Source organism: Acidobacteriota bacterium (assembly GCA_040754075.1).
Lineage (GTDB): Bacteria > Acidobacteriota > Blastocatellia > UBA7656 > UBA7656 > JBFMDH01.
Map to the genome: position 1 here is coordinate 67,798 of JBFMDH010000032.1, position 22,457 is coordinate 90,254.

At 51.5% G+C, this 22,457-nt stretch carries 12 protein-coding genes; 5 read left to right on the plus strand and 7 right to left on the minus strand.

Features of this window, described 5'->3' with window-relative positions:
• Positions 1–1,434: a M24 family metallopeptidase gene (locus tag AB1757_25585; GenBank protein MEW6130432.1), complete on the plus strand. Its 1,434-nt coding sequence runs from the start codon at positions 1–3 to the stop codon at positions 1,432–1,434.
• A 627-nt stretch (positions 1,435–2,061) separates the two neighbouring features.
• On the opposite strand, the gene AB1757_25590 is transcribed toward AB1757_25585, so the two are convergent.
• From AB1757_25590 to AB1757_25605, 4 genes are all read right to left on the minus strand, one after another.
• Positions 2,062–4,602, minus strand: coding sequence for an EAL domain-containing protein (locus tag AB1757_25590; GenBank protein ID MEW6130433.1), 2,541 nt, complete (start codon positions 4,600–4,602; stop codon positions 2,062–2,064).
• Positions 4,603–4,674: 72 nt separating this feature from the next.
• The gene (locus tag AB1757_25595) at positions 4,675–6,744 is read right to left on the minus strand and encodes a S8 family peptidase (GenBank protein ID MEW6130434.1); all 2,070 of its coding nucleotides are present in this window, start codon (positions 6,742–6,744) and stop codon (positions 4,675–4,677) included.
• On the minus strand, positions 6,741–7,106 hold the full coding sequence (locus tag AB1757_25600) for a hypothetical protein (GenBank protein MEW6130435.1): 366 nt from the start codon (positions 7,104–7,106) through the stop codon (positions 6,741–6,743). Before AB1757_25600 ends, AB1757_25595 begins: the two co-directional genes overlap by 4 nt.
• 53 nt (positions 7,107–7,159) lie before the next feature.
• On the minus strand, positions 7,160–8,323 hold the full coding sequence (locus AB1757_25605) for a formylglycine-generating enzyme family protein (GenBank protein ID MEW6130436.1): 1,164 nt from the start codon (positions 8,321–8,323) through the stop codon (positions 7,160–7,162).
• A 204-nt stretch (positions 8,324–8,527) separates the two neighbouring features.
• Between AB1757_25605 and AB1757_25610 the strand changes: the two genes are divergently transcribed.
• Positions 8,528–10,852 carry an arylsulfatase gene (locus tag AB1757_25610; protein MEW6130437.1) on the plus strand — a complete coding sequence of 775 codons (2,325 nt, stop codon included), beginning with the start codon at positions 8,528–8,530 and terminating at the stop codon, positions 10,850–10,852.
• Between the two features lie 257 nt (positions 10,853–11,109).
• On the opposite strand, the gene AB1757_25615 is transcribed toward AB1757_25610, so the two are convergent.
• A complete protein-coding gene (locus tag AB1757_25615) occupies positions 11,110–13,791 on the minus strand; it encodes a PAS domain S-box protein (protein ID MEW6130438.1) in 2,682 nt (893 codons plus the stop codon).
• A gap of 801 nt (positions 13,792–14,592) precedes the next feature.
• Here AB1757_25615 and AB1757_25620 point away from each other — a divergent pair.
• Positions 14,593–16,764 (plus strand): TonB-dependent receptor, encoded by a 2,172-nt coding sequence (locus AB1757_25620; protein ID MEW6130439.1) that lies wholly within the window; start codon positions 14,593–14,595, stop codon positions 16,762–16,764.
• A gap of 267 nt (positions 16,765–17,031) precedes the next feature.
• Here the strand turns inward: AB1757_25620 and AB1757_25625 are convergent, their stop codons facing one another.
• The gene (locus tag AB1757_25625; GenBank protein ID MEW6130440.1) at positions 17,032–19,059 is read right to left on the minus strand and encodes a S9 family peptidase; all 2,028 of its coding nucleotides are present in this window, start codon (positions 19,057–19,059) and stop codon (positions 17,032–17,034) included.
• Between the two features lie 179 nt (positions 19,060–19,238).
• Between AB1757_25625 and AB1757_25630 the strand changes: the two genes are divergently transcribed.
• Both AB1757_25630 and AB1757_25635 read left to right on the plus strand, forming a co-directional pair.
• The gene (locus AB1757_25630) at positions 19,239–19,604 is read left to right on the plus strand and encodes a rhodanese-like domain-containing protein (protein MEW6130441.1); all 366 of its coding nucleotides are present in this window, start codon (positions 19,239–19,241) and stop codon (positions 19,602–19,604) included.
• A 147-nt stretch (positions 19,605–19,751) separates the two neighbouring features.
• Complete coding sequence (locus AB1757_25635) at positions 19,752–21,437, plus strand: MDR family MFS transporter (protein MEW6130442.1); 1,686 nt, start codon at positions 19,752–19,754, stop codon at positions 21,435–21,437.
• A gap of 168 nt (positions 21,438–21,605) precedes the next feature.
• Here the strand turns inward: AB1757_25635 and AB1757_25640 are convergent, their stop codons facing one another.
• Entirely contained in the window at positions 21,606–22,397 is a 792-nt protein-coding gene (locus tag AB1757_25640; protein ID MEW6130443.1) for an IS5 family transposase, read from the minus strand.
• Positions 22,398–22,457 lie beyond the last annotated feature (60 nt).

The window sequence follows — 22,457 nt, forward strand, 5'->3', positions numbered from 1 at the left end:
ATGAAACGAACAAAACGAATCATCGCTTTGATACTTTGGTTAGCTATCATCCTATCACTTTCAACATTGGCTCAAGGTTCAAAAATCAAACGCAAGCCAACGTCCGTTGCATCAGATCAACCACCCCGATTCTCGCCAATTCAGCCGATTCTTTCTCCAAAAATGCTGCCGCCGCTTCGTGAACAGGCAGCCATTCAACAGCAATGGTTGAAACTGAGACTTGAGCGTGTCTTGCCAACGCTGATGCGCAAAGCAGGCGTACAGATGTGGCTGGTGATTTGTCGCGAATATAATGAAGACCCGGTCTTTGATTCGCTGGTCTCGCCAACCATGTTTGCCGCAAGGCGGCGCACGATTTATATCTTCTTTGATCGCGGCGAAGAAAAAGGCGTCGAACGCCTGGCGCTTGGCGGCGGCTCGCAGGGCGGACTCTACACCGTCTATCGCGACCCCGAAGTTGAAAACCGCGAAATCTATGGCGAAGGGCAATGGGTGCTGCTGCGCAAATTGATTGAAGAACGCAAGCCCGCCACCATCGCCGTCAATATTTCGCATACGCACGCTTTTGCCGATGGACTGTCGGCAGGCGAACGCGAAAAACTCGAAACGATTTTACCCGCCGAATATTTGAAACGTCTGGTGCGCGCCGAAAATCTGGCGCTCGAATACGTCTCGATTCGGTTGCCGGAGATGTTGCCGATTTATAAACAGATGATGGAGATTGTTCACTCACTCATCGCCCGCGCCTTTTCCAATGAAGTCATCACGCCGGGCAAAACCACCAATGAAGATGTGGTCTGGTGGCTGCGTCAACAGGTAAATGATTTGGGACTCGGCACCTGGTTTCAACCGTCCATTCGCGTGCAAAAGCCTGCAAAAGCCGGTGTGCGCATGCTCTCGGAGGACGCGCCTGTCATCATCGAACGCGGCGATGTTTTGCACGTCGATTTCGGCATCACCGCCATGCGCCTCAATACGGATACCCAACACATGGGCTATGTTTTGCGCGAAGGCGAAACCGACGTACCGGCAGGCATCAAGAAAGCCTTAGCCAATGCCAATCGCTTGCAGGAAATTTTAATTGAACGAATCAAGCCGGGTCGCAGCGGCAATGACGTGTTGCAAGAGGCGCTCGCCGAGATGAAAAAAGAGGGCATCAACGGCACGATTTATACGCATCCGATTGGCGACCACGGACATGGCGCGGGACCGTTGATTGGACTTTGGGATCGGCAACAAGGCGTGCCCGGTCGCGGCGATGTGTTGATATTGCCAAACACCTGGTTTTCAATCGAACTGCAAGCGACCACGCCGGTTGCCGAATGGGGCGGCAAAGAATTATTCGTCGGCGAGGAAGAAGACGGCATGATTGATGCGCAGGGCAAATTTTCGTGGATACTCAAACGCCAAACCGAATTTCATCTGGTGCGATAATTTGAATTGAGCGTTGTCGATTTAATCCGGGTGTTTCGTTCGTTCAATGGCGGTTGTCGAAAGCCTTGTGGTTTTTCAAAAGCAAAGCGGTCAGGTTCATCATCTGACCGCTTTGCTTGTTGTTCGGGCAATGTTTATGAAGGTTGAGATAAATTTTGTGCTTCGCTTATTCGGCTAAGGTTAAGCCCGGAGCAATCACTTCTTCCATCTCTTCGATATTGAGGTCATCAACCATCACGCCTTCGAGGTCAGTTCTTTGGTTAATCATTTTTTATCTCCTTGTTAATTCAATTCAAGTTTAATGGGTTAAAAGCTTTGTCGCGTTTATAACTCTGAGCTTTTATCTCTTGGTTACGCCTATCCCTATGGCAACGACCGTACCACAATCAAAAAACCTCAAGCTTGATGACCACAGTTTTAAAATCAACAACTTAGACCTGAAGGCGGTTTTCATACAGGTGTGTAGCAGCTACACGCCGAGGCGACCGGGTTTTCACCGGAAGTCAATAAACCCTTCAAGAATTTAATTTACGTGATGGTGTGTAGCGCGTACACAAGAGTGAAGCAACTACACAGTCAAATGGATGAGGTGAAGTTGAGAAGCCTTGCCGGGAAAGGGTTGGGCGATTACATGGTGTATTTGTTCACAGGGAGATTTTCGACATCTTTATGGAAAGGCAACTTGGCAAAGATCTCGAACGCCTGCCAGGTGTGAAGCTGATTAACCAGATGCGTCGCATCTTCAAGGCTCAAGGGTTTCGCAAACAAATAGCCTTGACCGTTATCGCATTCGAGTTTTTGCAAATGCTCAAGCTGTTCGGGAGTCTCTACGCCTTCGGCAATGATGCTCATGCCTAAGGTTTTGGCAAGCGAAACGATGGTGCGGACAATCTCGGCGTTGTCGCTGCTTTTCATCATTTGAATGACGAATGAACGATCTATCTTTAAGGTATCGACCGGCAGACGATAGAGGTAACTCAGTGAGGAATAGCCCGTGCCAAAATCATCAATGCTCAGTTGCAGACCCAGGGCACGCAATTGATTGAGGGTTTGTGTGGCGCTTTCGATATTTTCCATCACCACGCTTTCGGTGATTTCAAGTTTGATCTGGCGCGGGTCAACGCCGGATTGTTTGAGAATTTGCTCGACCTGTTCGGCGATATTTTCCTGCGCCAGTTGTTTGCCGGATATATTGACGCTGACGGTTAATGGGAGTTTCCCCTCTGCCTGGGTTTGCCATTTACGCATCTGCTGGCAGGTTTGCTCAAGCACCCATTGACCGATGGGCAAAATGTAACCGGTCTCTTCGGCAAGCGGAATAAATTCGGCGGGACTAATCAACCCGCGCTCCGGGTGTTGCCAGCGCACCAGCGCTTCAAAGCCGATGAGTTGAGCGGTCTTCAAGGAGACAATCGGCTGATAGACCACAAAGAAATCACCGCGTTCAACCGCATGACGCAAATCAGTTTCAAGTTGCAATCGTCTCAAAACGCGCGTGTGCATCTCGCGGTCAAATGTCGCGTAGCGGGCTTTGCCCGATGATTTGGCGTGATACATTGCCGTGTCGGCATCGCGCAAAATCTCTTCGGGTTTATGATAATCGTTGTTGCCGAGGGCGATGCCGATGCTTAGGGAAATGAAAATTTCATGTTCGTCAATGTCGAAAGGGGCACTCACAGCCTTTTGCAAACGTTCGGCAAACCGTGTGGCTTCATCTGCGCCTTTGAGGTCTTCCAATAAAATAATGAACTCATCGCCGCCCAACCGGGCGATGGTGTCGGCTGGTCGCAGGCAACCTTCCAGACGGCGCGCAATCATCACCAGTAATTTGTCGCCGACCCCATGACCGAGACTGTCGTTGATGACTTTGAAGCGGTCAAAATCCAAAAACAGTACGGCGAACAATTGTCCGGTATGGCGTTCAACGCGCGCCATCGCCATTTTTAAATGGTCAACGAATAGGGCGCGATTCGGCAAACTGGTGAGCGCATCATGAAAAGCATCGTGCGCCAGTTTCTCTTCGGCGCGTTTGCGGTCAGTGATGTCTTGAATCTGAAAAATGAAACGGGACGAATTGGTTTTTGCATCACACACGATTGAGGCGCTCAGCGATGCCCACACCGTATATCCCAGTTTATGCACATAGCGTTTTTCAATCGGATTGATGGAAGCCTGACCGATGAACAGTTGAGCGATGTGGCGGCTGACGCTTTCAAGGTCATCCGCATGGGTCAGCGTTTGAAAATTCGTAGCCAATAATTCGGCTTCGGAAAATCCGAGAATTTTACAGAGCGCCGGATTGACCTGTAGCCATTTGCCATCGGGCGCAACCAGCGCCATGCCGATGGCGGCGTAATTGAAGGCGCTACGAAACCGCTCTTCACTTTCGGCGAGTTCCTGGGCATGCAATTTTGCCTGTTTGACTTGCGCTTCGGCGGCTTCGATGCGCTCGCGTGTTGCCCGCGCCCGTTCATCCGCCTGTTTGAAATAGAAATGACAGGTCGCAAAAATCGTCGCCACAATCGGCGCGGCAGCAATCATCGGCGCGATGCCATATTCTTTACTCGCCAGATAAATGAGTCCGGCTGCCGAGGCGCTGGCTGCAAATGTCAATCCTGTCCACGAATAATTTGTCCACCAGAGTTTAAACGGCAAGACCTGTTTTTTAAGCGCGTGCAGCAGCGTCAGCAGAAAAGAGCTGAGAACGAAATAAGTGGTTGAAAAAAATAACAGCGAGGTGAGTAGCGTCGCGGTATAAGATAATCCCCATTGCGGCAACCAGTTCAGCAATCGTTGAAAGAGATTGACGGAAATGAAAAGGGCAATCGCCGTAAACGCCGGACCACCCAGACGACTGGTCCAGCGCCGCGACACCCGATATGACCCCAGGAATGCATCGGTGACCGCAACCAGCATGGCGCTTGGCAACCCGCCAAAGAGCGCCGCTAAGAATACGAATATATCGCCCGGTGAAATTAAGACCTGCGTGCCGGGAACGCGAATCGAAGAAAAACTGATAAAAGCGACCATCACCACCACAACAACCAGTTTCAAAAACTCTGTGACGCTGAGACTGGCTAATCCCGCAAGCGAAAAGCCAATTGCCAAACCTCCCAGAGAGGTTGTTGCCCACCAGTAGACACGGGCGCGCAAATTGTAGTCAGACATGTCTATCAATCGCATGGGTTGCTTTTTTAGTTGGTGGTGAGTAAGAAGGGGGCAGGACTATTCAGGATTTTCTCATTGTTCACCAAGTGCATAGGCTTCGGCAAGAGTTAATCCTTCAGCCAGGGTCAAACCTTCCGCCAGCGTCAACCCTTCAGCCAAGGTTAAGCCTTCGGCAAGTGTGAGTCCTTCGGCAAGCGTCAAGCCTTCTGCCAAAGTTAAACCTTCTGCCAGAGTCAACCCTTCACTGATGACGATGCCTTCGGCAAGTGTGAGTCCTTGCCCCATCGCGACCCCGTTACTGAGCGCCGTGCCTGAGGTGAAGACGCTATACGGATGACCGAGCGCATCGGCATTGATGACCCCTGCGCTGATGAGTGAAGTGTCAGCGACCGGATTTTCGTTTAAGGTGACGCGATTGCGTACCCAAACCAGAGCCGGATGATAAATCGCCTGGTAGCGGCGGAATAATTCAGCGCCCGCAAGAACGTGCGAACCGCCTGCAAAGATATATCTTCCCCAGTTGAAAGTTTGTCCCGCCAGGGTTGAAGTCTGCACAGGAAAGCTCGTACCCGCGCGCATCAGCGAATTTCCGACTTGAAGCCTTCCTGAATTGACGGATGAAGCAATGTCGGTGCGCAATGCGCCAGCCAGCCGCACCGCGCCTTCGATATTCAAAAGCCCTGCGCCCTGCTGCGAGATGTTGGCATTGGGTAATTGCTGGGCGGTGTATTGCAAAATGGCTTTGATGAGCGGCGGCGTCAGCCCCGGATTTTTTTGTAACAACAAGGCAACTGCGCCGGAAACTACTGGTGCGGCAACCGAGGTTCCGCTGAGTTCCATAAACGCATTACTTCCCGAACCGCTTTCATGCAAAGAAGGATGATGAGTGGCTAAATAATTATTGCGCGATTCAGCGGCGACGATACGATTGCCCGGCGCGACCAGGTCGGGTTTAAGCAGGTGGTCATACTGCGTTTGACCATCGGCAGCAAGCGCATGACTGCGCGTCGGCCCGCGTGAACTGAAATGATTGACTGCATCATCATCCCGTCCATCGCTTTGCCGCGTATTGGCTGACCCGACCGTGATAACCGTTGGGTCGTTGGCTGGCGCAGCAATGCTGCCATAACGTTCCAAGCCATTTTCGGTCAGCCCGAAATTGCCCGCAGAGACCACAACCGTGATGCCCGCAGCTACAGCGCGACGCACGGCGCGACATAACGGGTCAGTCACATAAGATTCGGTTGACGGAGCCGCGAGGCTCAGGTTCATGACCTTGATATTACGAAGCCCGCGATTCGCCATTACCCAATCAATCCCGGCAATGACATCGCTTACCTGTCCGATGCCGTACCCGTCAAGCACCCGAACATCAATCAAATTGGCATTCGGCGCAACTCCCATAAACCCGCGCCCCGAGCCATTTGCCTGTGAACGTCCGGCAGCGACTCCGGCAACGTGTGAGCCATGTCCATAACTGTCGCTGTTGCCGAAAAGACCGGACAGCAGCGGCAGGTTGAGCAGATTTTCAAACAGCGCCAATCGAGAATTGCTGGAAACCGTATCAACTGAGCCGGTCACCCGCGACAAGCCGAGCGCATTATCAAAATCATTGTGGCTTGCCATAATCCCGGAATCGAGAACAGCAATGCCGATGCCGCTGCCATCCAAGCCGTTAAAGCTTCCAAGAAATCCCTGCGTTCGGGTTTTATCCGCGCCGGTGGTGGCTTCGAGGTGACTTGCGGTTCGTATGGCTAAATGATCGGCGCTGATTCTTTCGACGGTCGGATTAGCGGCAAGCGTCAACAAATTGTTTTTTGGCATTTCAACCAGCATGCCGTTGATTGACGAAAAACGCCGCACCACATTGCCGCCCAGCAAGTTGACAAGAGTGAGCAAGGTTGTTGAAACCAAGCCGTTGGTTTGGACGATTACGCGCACGCGCTGATTGGTGGCATCCGACCAGATGAGTTGATTGACCGCCGTCAATTCCTGTTGTAGCACGGTGGTTAATTTATTGAGAACCGCAGGTTCAGCCTGCGCGCGATTGGTTTGAACGGATGAAAGCAATAATGCAAAGACGATTAAGATAGAGCAGACCTTAACGAGATTAGGGTAGCGGAAGAAGGGAATCGTCATCATAATCTTACACTTAAAATTAATTTAATCCGGCTTTTGCCTTTGCGAACCACTGTCAAATCGGTTGTGCCGCCAGCGAGTTTTAAATCGAATAACTGACGCTCATAAAGATTTTCGTTTCGCAAAAATGTGCGCCAAATAAGCCTGACGAAAATACTTGAGCAACGTTTATGCCAGCTTGCAAGGTCGCAATTTTTACAAAAAATCACATCTGCTTTTATCCATCGGTCATTATGACGGAATTTTTTCGTTGACTTTGCCTGCCTTGATTCGCCGAAACGGCATTGCAGCGTGTAAGCGGAAATGCCGCCATAAGTTTGAAAAAAATATTCGACGCGCTCGTCAAGCAGAATGGGAATTAACAAATTCACTCAGTGGTGGGACGAGGTGGTATTGAATACGATGTGCAGGCAATGCCCTAGCGGTTTTTAGCAGATTTGGCGCAGCGGAAGCCGACATTGGAACTGCCGCTGTCAACCGCGCCTTTGCCGCGACTGCCGACAAAGAAACGCGAACAATACTGGTCGCTGCACAGAAATGAACCGCTCTTTTGCACGCGCTTTTTCGCGCCAGGTTCCTGGGGGTCGAAACTGGTTGCGGGTCCTTGCGGATTAACCGCTGTGCCTTGCGCGGCAAGTTCAGCGAAATAATCCGGGCGATACCAATCGGCGCACCATTGCCAGACGTTGCCGCCGACATCGTACAAGCCGAAACCGTTTGGCGGAAAAGCCCTGACCGGCGAGGTGCCGATGAAGCCATCTTCGCCGGTGTTGTTTGCCGGGAAACGACCTTGCCAGATATTGGCAGCCCATTTGCCGTTTGGCGTGAGTTCATCGCCCCAGGCGAAAGGCGCTCCGGCAAGTCCGCCTCTGGCGGCGAATTCAAACTCGGCTTCGGTAGGCAAACGTTTTCCCGCCCATTTCGCATAAGCCATTGCGTCATCCCAGGCGATATGCACCACCGGATGATCTTCGCGCCCGTTGATTGAACTACTTGCGCCTTCCGGGTGTTGCCAGCTTGCCCCCGGCACATACCGCCACCAGCGTGTGAAATCATCGAGCGCGACATCTTGCGCGGGCGGCGTAAACACCGCAGAACCCGGCACCAGGTCTTTCGGGTCAACGCCGGGATAATCTTCGGGATGCAAGCGGCGTTCGGCAATCGTTTTGTAACCGGTCGCTTTGACGAACTTTTCAAATTCGCCATTGGTCACCGGCGTCGCGTCCATCCAGAAACCATCTACGCTTACGGTGTGCAAAGGCTCTGCGTCGGGCATATCGCAATCCCTGCAGCCCATTTGAAAAGTGCCGCCGGGAATCCAGCGCATGCCTTCAGGCACATCGGCAGGCGCGGGCGTATCATTGACGCGCATCAATGCAGCAGCGTCGCCCGGCGTCGCCTGATGTGGGGTCGCGTGATGTTGAGTTTGTGATTTGGCATTTGGATTCGCGGTTGATGATTCGCGGTTTTTGAAAATTAAAATGGCGGCGAAGATGATTAAACCCAGAAGCGCCGCGATGCCATAAAGCGAAATCTTAGGCGATGATGAAATAGGCTTTTCGCTTTTAGTTGGCTTTTTCATGGGCGATGAGCGATTGAAAAATTTTTCACTTCTCGTTGACGCAGTCTAGTCGCGGGATTAGACTGCGTCAACGTAACGACGCGATTACGATTTAATCACCAATCAAGACATCAAACCGTACAGCAGAAAAACGTCGCGCCCTTTCTGGAAGCAGCGTGTTTGCCATTTGGCTTTGTACGACCCGAACCTTTTCGGAGGAAAGTTATGATCATCAGAAAGCCTGTGAATGCTTTGCCGGCGGCGATTGTCGCATTTGCCGTAATTTTCTTGAGCCTTATTGCTGTGCATTTTAAAACCTCTGCTTCAACACAACAAAGCGGCTCGCAGAATAAAGGGGTCATCGGGCGCACTTACAAAGAATCGAAGCCCGAATGGAATCTTCCCGCGAAAGCTCCGCAAGGCGCGCCCAATGTGATTTATCTGGTGCTTGATGATGTGGGATTTGCGCAACTTGGTTGTTACGGTTCGGAAATTCAAACGCCCAATCTCGATAAACTCGCGGCGGGCGGCTTGCGCTATAACAATTTTCATACGACGGCGCTTTGTTCGCCGTCGCGCGCCTGCTTGCTCACGGGGCATAACCATCACGCCAATCATTTTGGCGTAGTCGCGGAAGCCGCGACCGGCTATCCGGGATATGACGGCAGAATGCCGCGCTCGCAGGCGACCATCGCGGAGATTTTAAAACAAAGCGGCTACGCGACTTTTTATGTCGGCAAATGGCATCAAGCGCCGCCCGATGAAACCAGCGATGCGGGACCTTTTGAGCGATGGCCCTTAGGGATGGGGTTTGAACGATTTTACGGATTTTTAGGCGGCGAAACCAATCAATGGTTTCCCGATTTGGTTTACGATAATCATCACATCGAAGCGCCGCGCCGCGCCGGTTATCACTTGACCGAAGACCTCACAGACCGCGCCATTCAATTCATCAACGAACAAAAACAGGTCAATCCCGACAAACCGTTTTTTATGAATCTGGCTTATGGCGCGGGGCACGCGCCGCATCACGTCCCGAAAAAATATATCGAAATCTACAAAGGCAAATTCGATAAAGGTTGGGACAAAGTGCGCGAAGAGACTTTGACAAGACAAAAGCAGATGGGGATTGTGCCGCCAAATACCCAGCTTGCGCCGCGCAATGCCGACGTTAAAGCGTGGGACGAATTGACTGCTGACGAGAAGCGATTGTATGCGCGAATGCAGGAAGTCTTCGCCGGATTTTTAACTCACGCCGATGAACACATCGGGCGATTGCTGGCGTTTTTAGAGGAGCGCAAGTTGATGGAGAACACCTTGATTGTGGTGGTTTCCGATAACGGCGCGAGTCAAGAAGGCAGAGCCACCGGCTCGTTCAACGAAGGGCTTTACTTCAATCAGATTGCCGAAGACCCGGCGATGAATTTGAAGATGATTGATGAACTCGGCGGACCGCTGACCTATCCGCATTATCCGCTCGGTTGGGCGATGGCTGGCAACACGCCGTTCAAACGCTACAAACAAGAGGCGCACGCCGGAGCCAACACCGACCCGATGATGATTCATTATCCCAAGTTGATTAAAGATAGAGGCGCGATTCGTTCGCAGTATCATCACCTCATTGACATCACGCCGACGATTCTGGAAATCATTGGCATCGCGCAATCCAAAACCGTCAACGGCGTTGACCAGCGACCGTTTGATGGTGTGAGCCTGGCGTATACGTTTGGTGATGCCAGGACGCCGGGTCGTCGCGAAACGCAATACTATGAAATGCTCGGACATCGCGCCATTTATCATAAAGGTTGGAAAGCCGTGGTCTCGCATGAGCGCGGCAGCGATTTCGAGAACGATAAATGGGAACTCTACAAAGTTGATGAAGACTTTTCCGAAGCGAACGACCTTGCCGCCGCGCAACCTGAAAAGTTGCGCGAGATGAAAGAGCGTTGGTGGGCGGAAGCCGGTAAATATAACGTCCTGCCGCTTGATGATAGAGGCGTCATTCGCGCGCTTGAACAACCGGCGAGCAATCGCCCGTTGACGGTTGCGACTTATTTGCCGGGAATGTCCGCCGTGCCGAGAGCCAATATGCTCAATTTCCGCAATCGTTCATTTCAAATCACTGCCGAAGTGGAAATGCCGCAAAACGCCGAAGGCGCATTGCTGGCGCTTGGCGGCAGGTTTGCGGGCTTCAGCTTTTTTGTGCAGAAAGGGCGGCTCAATTTCGCTTATAACTTTTTCGGGCTTGAACGCTACACGGTGACTTCAAGCGAAACCCTGCCGAGCGGGATGGCGACGCTCAGAATGGAATTTACCGCAAGCGGCGCAAAAGGCGTTGCCGCGCTTTTCATCAACGACAAAAAAGTCGGCGAAGGGCTAGTGCCGCGCACCGTGCCGATTACTTTTGGACTGAGCGAAGGGATGACCATCGGGCGCGACCCGTCAACCCCTGTGGTAGAAACCTATCAATCGCCCTTTGCGTTCAACGGCAAAATCAAAAAGGTGGTAATGGAACTCAAAGAAAATGCCAAATCAACGGCGGGACAATAGCCTTCGGTTCCGGCTTTTGGAATTGAAAGAATGAAAATGCTTTTGCTATCGAGGCAAAATTGGCGTAAAGCAAACTTGTCTGATACTTGATGCGCGGAACTTTGAGATGATTGGCGAACTATAGCCGTTTGCAAAACGATTTACTCAAGTTGAGGAAGCGGCTGAGTAAACTCAATCGCAAACCGCTCTACAACAGTGGGCGTGTTTTCTCCGCGACAAGGGCGTCCTGCTCGGCGCTGGTGTTTGTGCGCTCCAATTCACTCATCGCCTCCCGTCCGGCTCTTTACCGGCAGCGTCACCGTAAATGTCGCCCCGTGTCCTTCGCCCGGACTATCGACCTGCACGGTGCCGCCATGCAATTCGACCAGATGTCGCACGATTGCCAACCCTAAGCCCAGCCCGCCATAGCGGCGCTCGCTGCCCGTGCTGGCTTGACTGAAGCGGTCGAAAACAAAGGGGAGAAATTCCGCGCTGATGCCTGCTCCTGAATCACTCACGGTAAGCTGAAGGTGAGTATTTATGTGATCTACTTTGACCTCGATGCGCCCGTTACTTGGGGTAAACTTGACAGCATTTGCCAGCAGGTTCCATACAATTTGCTGCAAGCGGTTGGGATCACCTGAGACCAGGCTACCTTTCGGCTCAAGATGGACATTGAGTTGAATAGCCTTTGCCTCAGCAGCCGGGCGCATGGTTTCGATGGCAGCTTCGACAATCTGCGCAATCTCAACCGGACGGACGGTGAGGGTCATCTTGCCGGTGATGACTCGCGAAATATCCAACAGGTCTTCAATGAGTTGTCCTTGTATCCTCGCATTGCGCTCAATGGTTGCGATGGCGCGTTGCGTTTCCGCCTGATTGAACTTGCCCGTTCGTAACATCTGCGCCCAGCCAAGAATGGCGTTCAGTGGCGAGCGAATTTCATGCGAGATCATGGCGACGAATTCATCCTTTGCACGGCTGGCTGCTTCTGCCTGCTCGCGTGCCGCCCGCTCACTGACCAGCAGCTTAGCCCGTTCTTCCTCGACACGTTTGCGCTCGGTAAAATCCATATACGCCGCCAACACGCCACGCACCTCGCCCTGATCATCGAACAGCGGTGCCACGCTGCCGTAAATTGTCTTGGTTGCTCCCTCCGGGAAAACGATGGCGTGCTCGAAATTGCGCCAGGGTTTGCCGGTGCGCGCCACTTTCTGCATCGGCAACTCCTCCGAGGGCACTTCCTCGCCGTTCACCAAAATCCGCAACCCTTCCGGCAATTCCGATTGCGCGCCGGTCACAGAGGCGTTGATGCCGGGGGGCAAGCCGAAGATTTCGTAGCCCGCGCGGTTGCCGGTAATCTGCGAGCAGTCTTTATTCCCAATCCAGACTCCCACCGGAAGAATTTCCAGAAGGGTTTCTGATTCAGCGACCCGCTGTTGCAACTGCAAATTCAATGTGCGGATTTCATCTTCGGCGCGCTTGCCTTCAGTGAAGTCGAGAATCGAAGCAATCCAGCCTTTGACGTTGCCCTCCTCATCGATTTCCGGCACGTAGCTGACTTGCAGGAAACGCAAGCCGACTTCCTGAAAGTGGACTTCGCTTTCATACTTCACACGACTGCCTGCGAGAACTTTTTCCATGTGCGGAAGAATCGTCTTGAAGCCCGCTTCACCGATGATTTCGACGATGGGTTTGCCGGCAATTTCTTCCGGTCGGCGACCAAGCATCGTTGCATAGGCGGGGCTGACAAAGCGATACCGCAGGTCGCGGCTGCACCGCGTGAGCATGAATGGCGTCTGGCTGATGATGACTTCTAACTCGGCTTCCTTGGCGCGCAATGCTTCCTCGGCGCGTTTGCGCTCGGTGATGTCGACAATCGAGCTTAGAATCAGCGTTTGCCCTTTCATCTCGATGGGGTTAAGACCAATCTCAATGGGAACCTCAGTGCCATCTTTGCGCAAACCGAAAAGGTCTCGCCCCGCCCCCATTGCTCTGGTTTGAGGCATACGGATGAAACCGGCGCGGTAGTTCAGATGCCCGCCGCGAAAGCGTTCCGGCACGAGTATCTCAACCGGTTGCCCAATCAACTCGTCTCTGGTGTAGCCGAATAACTGCTCGGCTTGGGAGTTGACGAGAATCATCTGACCGGCTTCATTAATCATCACTTTCGCGGCAGGAGAGGCTTCGACGACAAGGCGGAATTTCTCTTCCGCCAACCTGCGCTCGGTAATATCGCGAAAAATCAATACTGCGCCAAATATCCTTCCCTCAACATCCTTAATCGGCGCGCCACTGTCATCAATCGGCTTCTCAGTCCCGTCTTTCGCAATCAACACCGTATGATTAGCCAAGCCGACAATCACGCCTTCGTTTATCGCCCGCAGCGCCGGATTATCGACTGCCATGCGCGTCTGTTCGTTTACGATATGAAAAATCTTTTCCAGCGGTTGCCCGTCAGCATCTTCCTGCGTCCAACCGGTCAACGACTCGGCAACCGGATTAAGGAAGGTAACAATACCGTTGGTGTCCGTCGCAATCACCCCGTCGCCAATGCTCGCCAGGGTGACGCGCAACCACTCGCGCTGTTGGCGTTCTTTGGCTTCGCTCGCTTCGGTTTTTCTTCTCGACCGGTGGAGGTTTTCGGCAAGCAGACTGATGAGCGTGCCGGCAAGCAAAAAAATAATCAGTTGCGCCAAAATACCGGGATCGGAAAACTTGAACGAGAACTGCGGCTCGCGGAAAGCAAACCAGGCAATCAGTCCTCCGAGCACGGTTGACAATAGTCCCTGCCACAATCCGCCGAACCACGCGCACAAGACAATGGTCGGGAAATACAGGATAAACGGCACCCGCAGTTCAAGGATGGGTTCAAGAGCAAAACGTAAAAGCGTGGCAACCGTCACCATCAGAATGGTGAAAACAACGCGCGCCACAATCGAAAGGTTGCGGGTAAACATGGTGCGCTCTCCTGGTTTCGGGATTCGTTTACCGCCAGCGGAAAGTAGACAGCATAAACCTGGAAGGTTTGTTGCTCTACTCATCGCCTTCAAATGGGTTCGCATTATAACACAGACACCACACTGGCAAAGAGCGAACGATGAACCGCACATCCAGGCGTAAAAAAATTATTTTCACTTTGTTTTATCTGATTGGAAAAAGCGATTTCCCCGGCTCCCCTCATTTCATAACTATTCAATCATTCGTCGCCATTTTTCGCTGAAAGGTCGAACTGGAAATTTTACTTATCTTGGGTAATGTTGCTGAGGGCAGTTCAATTTGGCTATAGTAACGGGGATGGTTTCACGCCAATCATCATTTAAACGAACTTTAGCCAGCTTTCTACCCATCTGCTTTTTATGGGTCTTCGCTTCCTGTGTGATGATCTGCACGGATCACGCATCGGAAGCGCAACCTGAAGCGGTGAGTTGGTCGTTTAGTGAATCAGAACTTTTAGCAAAGAGTGATTGCTGCCCGATTCACAATGTTCAGTTAAGTATACTTCCTGACCGCCGCTTATCGGTTGCCGGAATCATCAGAGGACAGTCCGAACAACACGCTTCGTCTATTAATCTATTAAAGTATCAACCCGCCTACCTTTTTTCAGGAATGCATCCGCCTGCCTTTGAACGTTTGCTACTCAAGCGGTCGTGTATGCTGCGGATTTAATCTGTTTCTCATTCACCTGGTCACCAAATAACTCGCACTTCAATCATTTGAAGCGCAATTAATATTTTGTATCTGCCTGAGGAGACGATTGAATGAGACACCTGTGGTTTTTGCTTGCCTTTTTATTTCTCGCGCAAGCGGCTTTTGCACAAAACACCTTCAAAGCATCGATTAAAAATGAAGAGAGTAAACAACCCGTCGCGGGGGCGATGGTATCCGTCAAAGATACTGACATCAGCGCCACTACCGATAGCAACGGGAAAGTTGAACTGACCGGCATTCCTGATGGTGAACAGACGATTGAGATTTTTTCGCCGGGTTATGAAACCCAGGAAATCAAGTTGAGCTTTCCGTTGACTGACCAAAGCGAGCGAATCATTTTCATCCGGGTTAATAACGAATTGGGCGAAGTGACAATTACTTCGACAACCCGCATCAGCCGCGAGATTGATGATGTGCCAACCCGCATCGAAGCGATTAATGACGAAGAGATTGACGAAAAAAGCAATATGCGCCCGGCGAATGTTTCAATGGTGCTCAACGAAAGTACCGGTATTAAAGTGCAGCAGACCTCTGCGACTTCCAACACCCAGAGTATTCGCATTCAAGGGCTGGACGGCAGATACACGCAGATTTTAAAAGACGGGTTTCCCGCTTTCGGGGGCTTTTCGGGAAGCATCAGTCTTTTGGATATTCTGCCGCTCGATTTAAAACAGGTTGAAATCATCAAAGGACCATCGGCGACTTTTTACGGCGGCGGGGCGATTGCCGGGGTCGTGAATTTCATCAGCAAAGAGCCGGAGGACGAGCGTTTCACCTCGATGATTTTTAATCAAACCACGGCGCTGGGCAGCGATTTTTCCGTGTTCGATTCACAGAAATTCTCTCGTATCGGCTATACCTTTCTCGGCTCCATCAATTATCAAAAAGCCTATGATGTTGACGATGATGATTTCACCGAATTGCCGCAAACCCATGCTTTCAACCTGACTCCACGACTGTTTTTTTATCTGAGTGATAAAACCCGTTTGGTAATCGGCAACTCGACCGCTTATCAAAATCGTAAAGGCGGCGATGTGTTGGTTATTCGCGGTGAAGCCGATAATTTCCATCGGTATTTTGAAAACAACCATTCACTGCGCAACATCACGACGCTGGAATTTGACCGCGAATTTGCAAACGGCAGAAAACTCGTCGCCAAACAGAGTCTCGCCTTTTTCAATCGTCAGATTGAAATTCCCGATTACCAGTTCAAAGGGCGGCAAACAAACACTTATACCGATATTACCTATTTCCTCCCGATTGATGACCACGCTTTGGTTTTCGGATTCAACACCGTATACGACCGCTTCCGGGAACGTCCGGTGAGCGGCAATCTAATCAGGCGCAATGAAACCCGAACCACCTTCGGCGGTTATGCGCAGGACAATTTTAATCTGACCAATCGCCTGTCATTAGAAGCCGGATTTCGTCTGGATTACCTGAAACATTACGGGGCATTTGCCTTGCCGCGCGTGTCGATGCTCTATAAATTCAGCGATCATCTGAGCAGTCGATTCAACGTGGGACTGGGCTACAAAGCGCCAAGCATCTTCACGGAAGAGGCAGAGATGTTGCTATTTCAAAATGTCTTGCCGATTGGCAACACCCTTGAAGCCGAACGCAGTCGCGGCGGCACCGTTGATGTCAATTACCGCAATACGATTGGTGAAAAAATTTCTTATTCACTCAATCAAATGGTTTTTTATACCAGAATTGTTAAACCTTTATTGTTGGTTCCCGGCAACAACGATGCATTGACCTTCACCAATGCCAGTGAACCGATCACCAGCACAGGCTTTGAAACCAACGCGCGGTTTGTGTATGACATCGTCAAACTGTTTGCCGGTTACACCTTCACTGATACCAGGGCGAAATATCTGGCGGGCAATCAAACTTTGCCTCTGGTTCCAAAGAGCCGGTTGAATTCGGCGCTGCTCGTTGAAAAAGAGGAAAACTTCAAAGCCGGTATCGAAGCCTACTACACCAGCCGCCAGTTTTTAAGCAATCGCTTGAGGACAAAATCCTTCTGGGTGTTGGGAATTTTCGGTGAGAAAACCTTGGGTAAAATCGCTCTGTTCATCAATGCCGAAAACCTCACAGATACTCGCCAGGGTCGATTCGGAACCGTAGTTTTTCCGCCACATCAGAATCCGACCTTCAGCGAAATTTACACCCACACGGAAGGGCGAGTCTTTAACGGGGGAATCAAAATCAAGTTTTAGTAAGACCATCATTTGGCTTCGCAAAATCCGGGCAGGGCGAGTGAGTACACTCACTCGCCCTGCCCCTTACATTGCTCCTTACCTTCATTCGCAAACCGCTATAGCCTCGATAGTTTTATCCAAATCAGTTCTCGCCTGGGGGTACTTCGGCGACCACCTGTTTACTACTGAAAGTTGTATTCGCAAAAAATGGAAGCGAAATGCTCGAAAGGATATGTCAGGCAGTTCGCTTCTATTCTTCACTTGATTTTTTAAGGATTGAACGCGCTATTTCTTGCGGTATTTATCGAACCAGCCGCGCAGGTAAGCAATCTGACTCATGCGATTCGAGGGATGACGCGGCGTCGCATTAAATCCATGATATTCGTCCTGTATGCGCACCATCACCGAATCGACTTTGCGAAGTTTCAAGGCGCGATAATATTGCTCGGTCTGTTCCATCGGCGTGCGTAAATCCAGTTCGCCGGTAAGCAACATGGTCGGCGTCCGAACATTGCCGACATAAGTAATCGGTGAACGGCGCAGATGTTCCGCAGGGTCTTCCCAGGGGAGCTTCTTGAAATTGTAATACCACGACGCGCCGTCTGTAGTGCCGACGAAACTGTACCAGTTAATCACCGGCTTCATCACCACTGCCGCCGCGAACCGATTGGTGTGCCCGACAATCCACGAGGTCAGCACGCCGCCGCCACTGCCGCCACAGACGAAGAGATTGCGCTCGTCGATGTAGCCTTTTTTGATGACCGCATCGACGCCATTCATCAAATCATCGTAATCCTCGCCGGGATAGTTGTTGTTGATGGCGTTGCCGAACGCTTTGCCGTAGCCGGTCGAACCTCGCGGGTTGGTGTAGAGCACGATGTAGCCTTCTGCCGCGTGATTTTGAAACTCGAAATTGCTTGCCATCGAAACGCCGTACATCGTATGCGGGCCGCCGTGTATGTATAAAATCAACGGATATTTTTTCGCCGGGTCGAAATCGGGCGGCTTGACAATCCAGCCTTGCACCTTCATTCCGCCAACCGAGTCATACCAGATTTCTTCGGTTGCGCCGAGTTTGCGATTTTCCAGTAAATCGCCATTCACGTCCGTGAGTTTTTTAATCACCGGGTTTTTCACATTGAAGGCAACGATGTTGCCGGTCTCTAGCGGGCTGGCAAGCGTTCCTGCTGCCAAGCCATTTGCCGCCATCGATGTGAGGTTGATTTGATGAATCCCTTTGGTGATTTCTTTGACCGCGCCGCCGCCCGTTGCAACGAATTGCACATTGTTCGAGCCGCGATCCTCGGCGGTGAAATAGATGCCGCTGTTATCCGCAGCCCAGTTCAAATCCTGCGGCGCGCGGTCAAGCGTCGGCGTCAAATCTTTTTTATTGCTGCCATCAATGTTCATCACATAGAGGCGATTCACGGAATAAGTATCTTCGCTGAAATCGATACCGGTATAAGCAATCATTTTGCCATCGGGCGAAATCGTCGGATTACTATCGGGTCCTTTGCGGTCTGTGAGTTGTTTGATTTGCCCTGTGCTAACGGTGAGCGCGTAAATGTCCGAACCGGCGCGGTCATATTCCCAATCGGCGCGACGCGCGGCGCTGAAAATAATCGTTTGTCCATCGGGCGTCCATTCGGGCGCGCCGTGATTAAAGTCGCCTTCGGTCAGTTGACGCGGCGTGCCGCCATCGCTTGGCACGATGAAAAGATGTGAAAAGCCGTCGGGGGTGTAACCCGAACCGTCGGCGCGATAATTCAAGCGGTCGATGACGCGCGGCGGCGCAACCCAGTTGGCTCCCGCGGGTCTTTGCGGCAAGCGCACGCTGAATTTCTGCTGCGTCGACGGCACATTCATATTGAAAGTGAAACGCCGACCATCGGGCGACCATTGAAAATTGTTCAAGCCGCGCTCGACGCGGGTGATTTGGGTTTCTTCGCCGGTGTCCATCCACTTGACGAAAAGTTGCGCGCCTGACGGTTGACCTTGCGCGATATAGGCGATGCGCCGCCCATCGGGCGACCATTGCGGCGCGCTGCCTTTGACCAGTGAACGATTCTTGCTGCCGTCGGCGTTCATAATCCAGATTTCGGATTCAAAACGGTCATTGATTTTATCTGCCCAGCGGCGCGTATAAATGATTTGGCTGGCGTCGGGAGAAATTTGCGGCGCAGCAACGGTTTCCCAATCCAAAAATAAATCCAATGTCAGTTTGCCTGCGCCGTTGGCTTTTGCGATTGGCATCAACGAACCAACCAATGACAACAAAAGCGCAAGCGATACGCATAAATTTTTTCTTCGCATAGCGGAAACTCCTGAAAAATTTTTCGTCCACTGGTGTTGATAAATATTGAAAGAATGTTTGATGTGTGAGCGATTCTAGGCTTCTCGCCCGAAGGCGGTCAAGCGTCGGCAAATTGCGATAGTGTGCGCGGCGCATTATTATCTAATTTTTATTCAACTAAAATCAGGCGAGGAGAGCAATGCAACACAGTAAAGGATTTTTGAAAATCGTCAATGACGCCAAAAGCCGCGTCAAAGAAACCACCCCCGAAGAAGTCCGCAAAAAACAAGCGTCCGGCGAGAACTTTCATTTCGTCGATGTGCGCGAAGATAACGAATGGCAGGCGGGACACGCCGCCGATGCGATTCACCTTGGCAAAGGCATCATCGAACGCGACATTGAAACGACGATTCCCGACCACAACGCCGAAATCATTTTGTATTGCGGCGGCGGCTATCGTTCGGCGCTTGTCGCAGACGCGCTGCAACAGATGGGCTACACCAATGTCATTTCGATGGATGGCGGTTGGAAACGCTGGAAAGCCCTTGGCTACCCGACCGAGTAAGTGAAAAGTAAAAAGGCAAAAGTGAAAACTCAGAAGCCGGGAAACTGCCGATAGGAAACATCCGGCGAAATTAGAGAGTAGCGAATCGTCCTGATCGATGAACGCTTTTTCTTTGCCTTCATAACCGACTTGATGAAATAAAAACGAATGGAACTTAGCGAACCCAAACCGACAGCCACACTTTTGGAAGAAAAACCCCACGTCATTCTTTCACCGAAACGTTTATATGCGGTGACCGGTGGCATCCTGCTTGGCTCTTTTTTAGCCGCGCTGGAAACCACAGTTGTCGGCACCGCCATGCCGACGGTGATTGCGTCGCTTGGCGGCATAGGAGTTTACAGTTGGGTGGTTTCGGCTTATCTGCTCACCTCGACGGTGACGGTTCCGGTGTGGGGCAGGCTTTCGGATTTACTCGGACGCCGCCCGCTTTATCTGGTCGCGCTTTTTGTTTTTCTGGTCGGTTCGGCGCTGTCCGGCGCAGCAACTTCCATTACCCAACTCATTATTTACCGCGCCATTCAAGGACTGGGCGCGGGCGGCATTGTGCCGATAGGCATGACGGTTATCGGCGATGTTTACACTTTGCGGCAACGCGCCAAAGTGCAAGGCTTATTCAGTCTGGTGTGGGGCGCGGCATCAATTCTCGGTCCCTTTGCCGGTGGCATCATCACCGAACAATTTTCGTGGCGCTGGGTTTTCTACATCAACATCCCAATAGGGTTTGCGGCGGCGGCAGTCATTGGCTTTGCTTTGAAAGAACCGGAGCGCACCAAAAAACCGGCAATTGATTATGCGGGCGCGGTGTGGCTGACGCTGTCAATTACTTTGCTGTTGATACTGATTGGTGAAGTCAAAGATTTGCGCTTCTGGCAAAACCCTTTGCTTATACCTGCATTCATCGGTGTGATGTTTATGGGTTGGTTATTCATTCGCGCGGAACGCCGCGCCGAAGAACCCATCATGCCGCTTTCATTGTTTAAAAACCGCGTCGTTGCTTATGGGTTCATCACCGGGTTTCTGGTCGGTACGGCGATGTTCGGGGCGATTACTTTTATTCCGCTGTTTGTGCAGGGAACGTTTGGCGGAACGCCAACGGAAGCCGGTTCAGTCTTGACGCCTTTGCTTTTAGGGTGGGTGACCTTTGCATTGATTGGTGGACGATTGATTTTAAAAATCGGTTATCGTCCGATTGTTATCAGCGGCTTGATTGGGGTGTTTGCGAGTTTCGTCATTCTTGCGCGTTTTGGCGAATGGACGCCGCGCTGGGCTTTGCTTGCCGATATTGGACTGATGGGGTCAGGCATGGGGTTGGTGATGCTTGCCTTGATTATCTCGACGCAGAATTCGGTTGAGCGCAATCAACTGGGGATAGCCACATCGCTTACGCAATTTTCGCGTTCGATAGGCGGCGCGGTGGGGGTTGCGGTGATGGGCACGGTGATGACGATGGGACTGTTATCCCAGCAAGATGAAATTCAACGCGCCAGCGGTATGCCGGCGTGGCAGGTCTCGGATATTGTTCACAATCCGAGTGCTTTGATTGAACCCATGTCGCGGGCGCAATTGCCGCCGACGTTATTGCATTCAATGGAAGGGGCGCTCGCCCACGCTTTGCATAATGTCTTTATGGTCGGCGCAGTTTTTGCGTTGTTTGCGGTGATTGCCGGTTTTCGCTTGCCCACAGAGTGGGGTAAACCGGTAGTCGTCGAAGAGAAGACCGTGGCAGCCCACATTCCCAACACGGTTCAGGAATGCGAAAAATTATTGATGGCGGAAATGACGACGATTGACCCCGACCACGAACCCGACATCAACGAAGTCACCACGCCTTGATTGAGATTTGCATCAAAGAGGTGTGACATGAAATTGAATAGAATATCGCTTGGCTTTTTGTTTATCTTTCTCCTTTTTTGTTCTGTTGAAACTCAAGCGCGTTCTGCGAAAAACATTCGTTCAGTGGATTTTCATAATTTCACGTATCACTTAGAGCGTGTTGAGAAATTAAGTTCGCATCGGCTTCAAGCGCTTGAGCATCAGGTGAATCATCGCCAGATAAACAAACGCCTCGGATGATTCACACGCCCGTTCATAATCTTTGCTCAAGCGCCGGTTGCGACCGAGCCAACCGAAGGTTCTCTCAACGACCCATCGCCTCGGCAGCACCACGAAGCCTTTGACCTGGTCGTTGCGCTTGACCACTTGGAGCAACCACAAGCAGGTCGTTGCCACCCAAGTAATCAGTTTGCCGCGATAACCGCCATCCGCCCAGATCAAGTACAGTCGCGGCATTCGTTCTTTGACTTCATCAAGCAAGGCTTTTGCGCCGTCGCGGTCTTGGATGTTGGCCGCCAACACTTTGACGGAAAGCAATAAACCCAAGGTATCAACGAGGATATGACGCTTGCGTCCATTGACTTTCTTGCCTGCATCATAGCCTTTCGTGCCGCCTTGTTCAGTGGTCTTCACCGACTGCGAATCGATGATGGCAGCGCTCGGATTTTTATCGCGGCCATCAGCAAGGCGGACTTGCGTACGGAATTCGCCATTGAGTTTGGCAAACCAGTCCAACTCGCGCCAACAACGGAAGTAATAATAGACAGTTGTCCATTTGGGAAACTCGTGTGGCAAATAGCGCCAAGCGCAGCCTGTACGCAAGAGGTAAAGGATAGCGTTGACGATTTCGCGTAAATCCACCGAACGCTTGCGACCGCGAAGGAACGGCGGTGGTAACATAGGTTCGAGCAGGTTCCACTGCTCATCGGAGAGGTCAGAGGGATAGGGTTGTCTGTTCATAGCAATGACAGTTTACCCATTTCTACTACCTCTCCTCTAATTTCTAAACACGCTCTTAGA

Bases quoted from the DNA above. Each gene is read 5' to 3' on its own strand.
- AB1757_25615 (MEW6130438.1), bottom strand. From the start codon at position 13,791: ATGTTTACCCGCAACCTTTCGATTGTGGCGCGCGTTGTTTTCACCATT.
- AB1757_25590 (MEW6130433.1), bottom strand. From the start codon at position 4,602: ATGTCTGACTACAATTTGCGCGCCCGTGTCTACTGGTGGGCAACAACC.
- AB1757_25640 (MEW6130443.1), bottom strand. From the start codon at position 22,397: ATGAACAGACAACCCTATCCCTCTGACCTCTCCGATGAGCAGTGGAAC.
- AB1757_25635 (MEW6130442.1), top strand. From the start codon at position 19,752: ATGGAACTTAGCGAACCCAAACCGACAGCCACACTTTTGGAAGAAAAA.
- AB1757_25585 (MEW6130432.1), top strand. From the start codon at position 1: ATGAAACGAACAAAACGAATCATCGCTTTGATACTTTGGTTAGCTATC.
- AB1757_25595 (MEW6130434.1), bottom strand. From the start codon at position 6,744: ATGATGACGATTCCCTTCTTCCGCTACCCTAATCTCGTTAAGGTCTGC.
- AB1757_25630 (MEW6130441.1), top strand. From the start codon at position 19,239: ATGCAACACAGTAAAGGATTTTTGAAAATCGTCAATGACGCCAAAAGC.
- AB1757_25605 (MEW6130436.1), bottom strand. From the start codon at position 8,323: ATGAAAAAGCCAACTAAAAGCGAAAAGCCTATTTCATCATCGCCTAAG.
- AB1757_25625 (MEW6130440.1), bottom strand. From the start codon at position 19,059: ATGCGAAGAAAAAATTTATGCGTATCGCTTGCGCTTTTGTTGTCATTG.
- AB1757_25610 (MEW6130437.1), top strand. From the start codon at position 8,528: ATGATCATCAGAAAGCCTGTGAATGCTTTGCCGGCGGCGATTGTCGCA.
- AB1757_25620 (MEW6130439.1), top strand. From the start codon at position 14,593: ATGAGACACCTGTGGTTTTTGCTTGCCTTTTTATTTCTCGCGCAAGCG.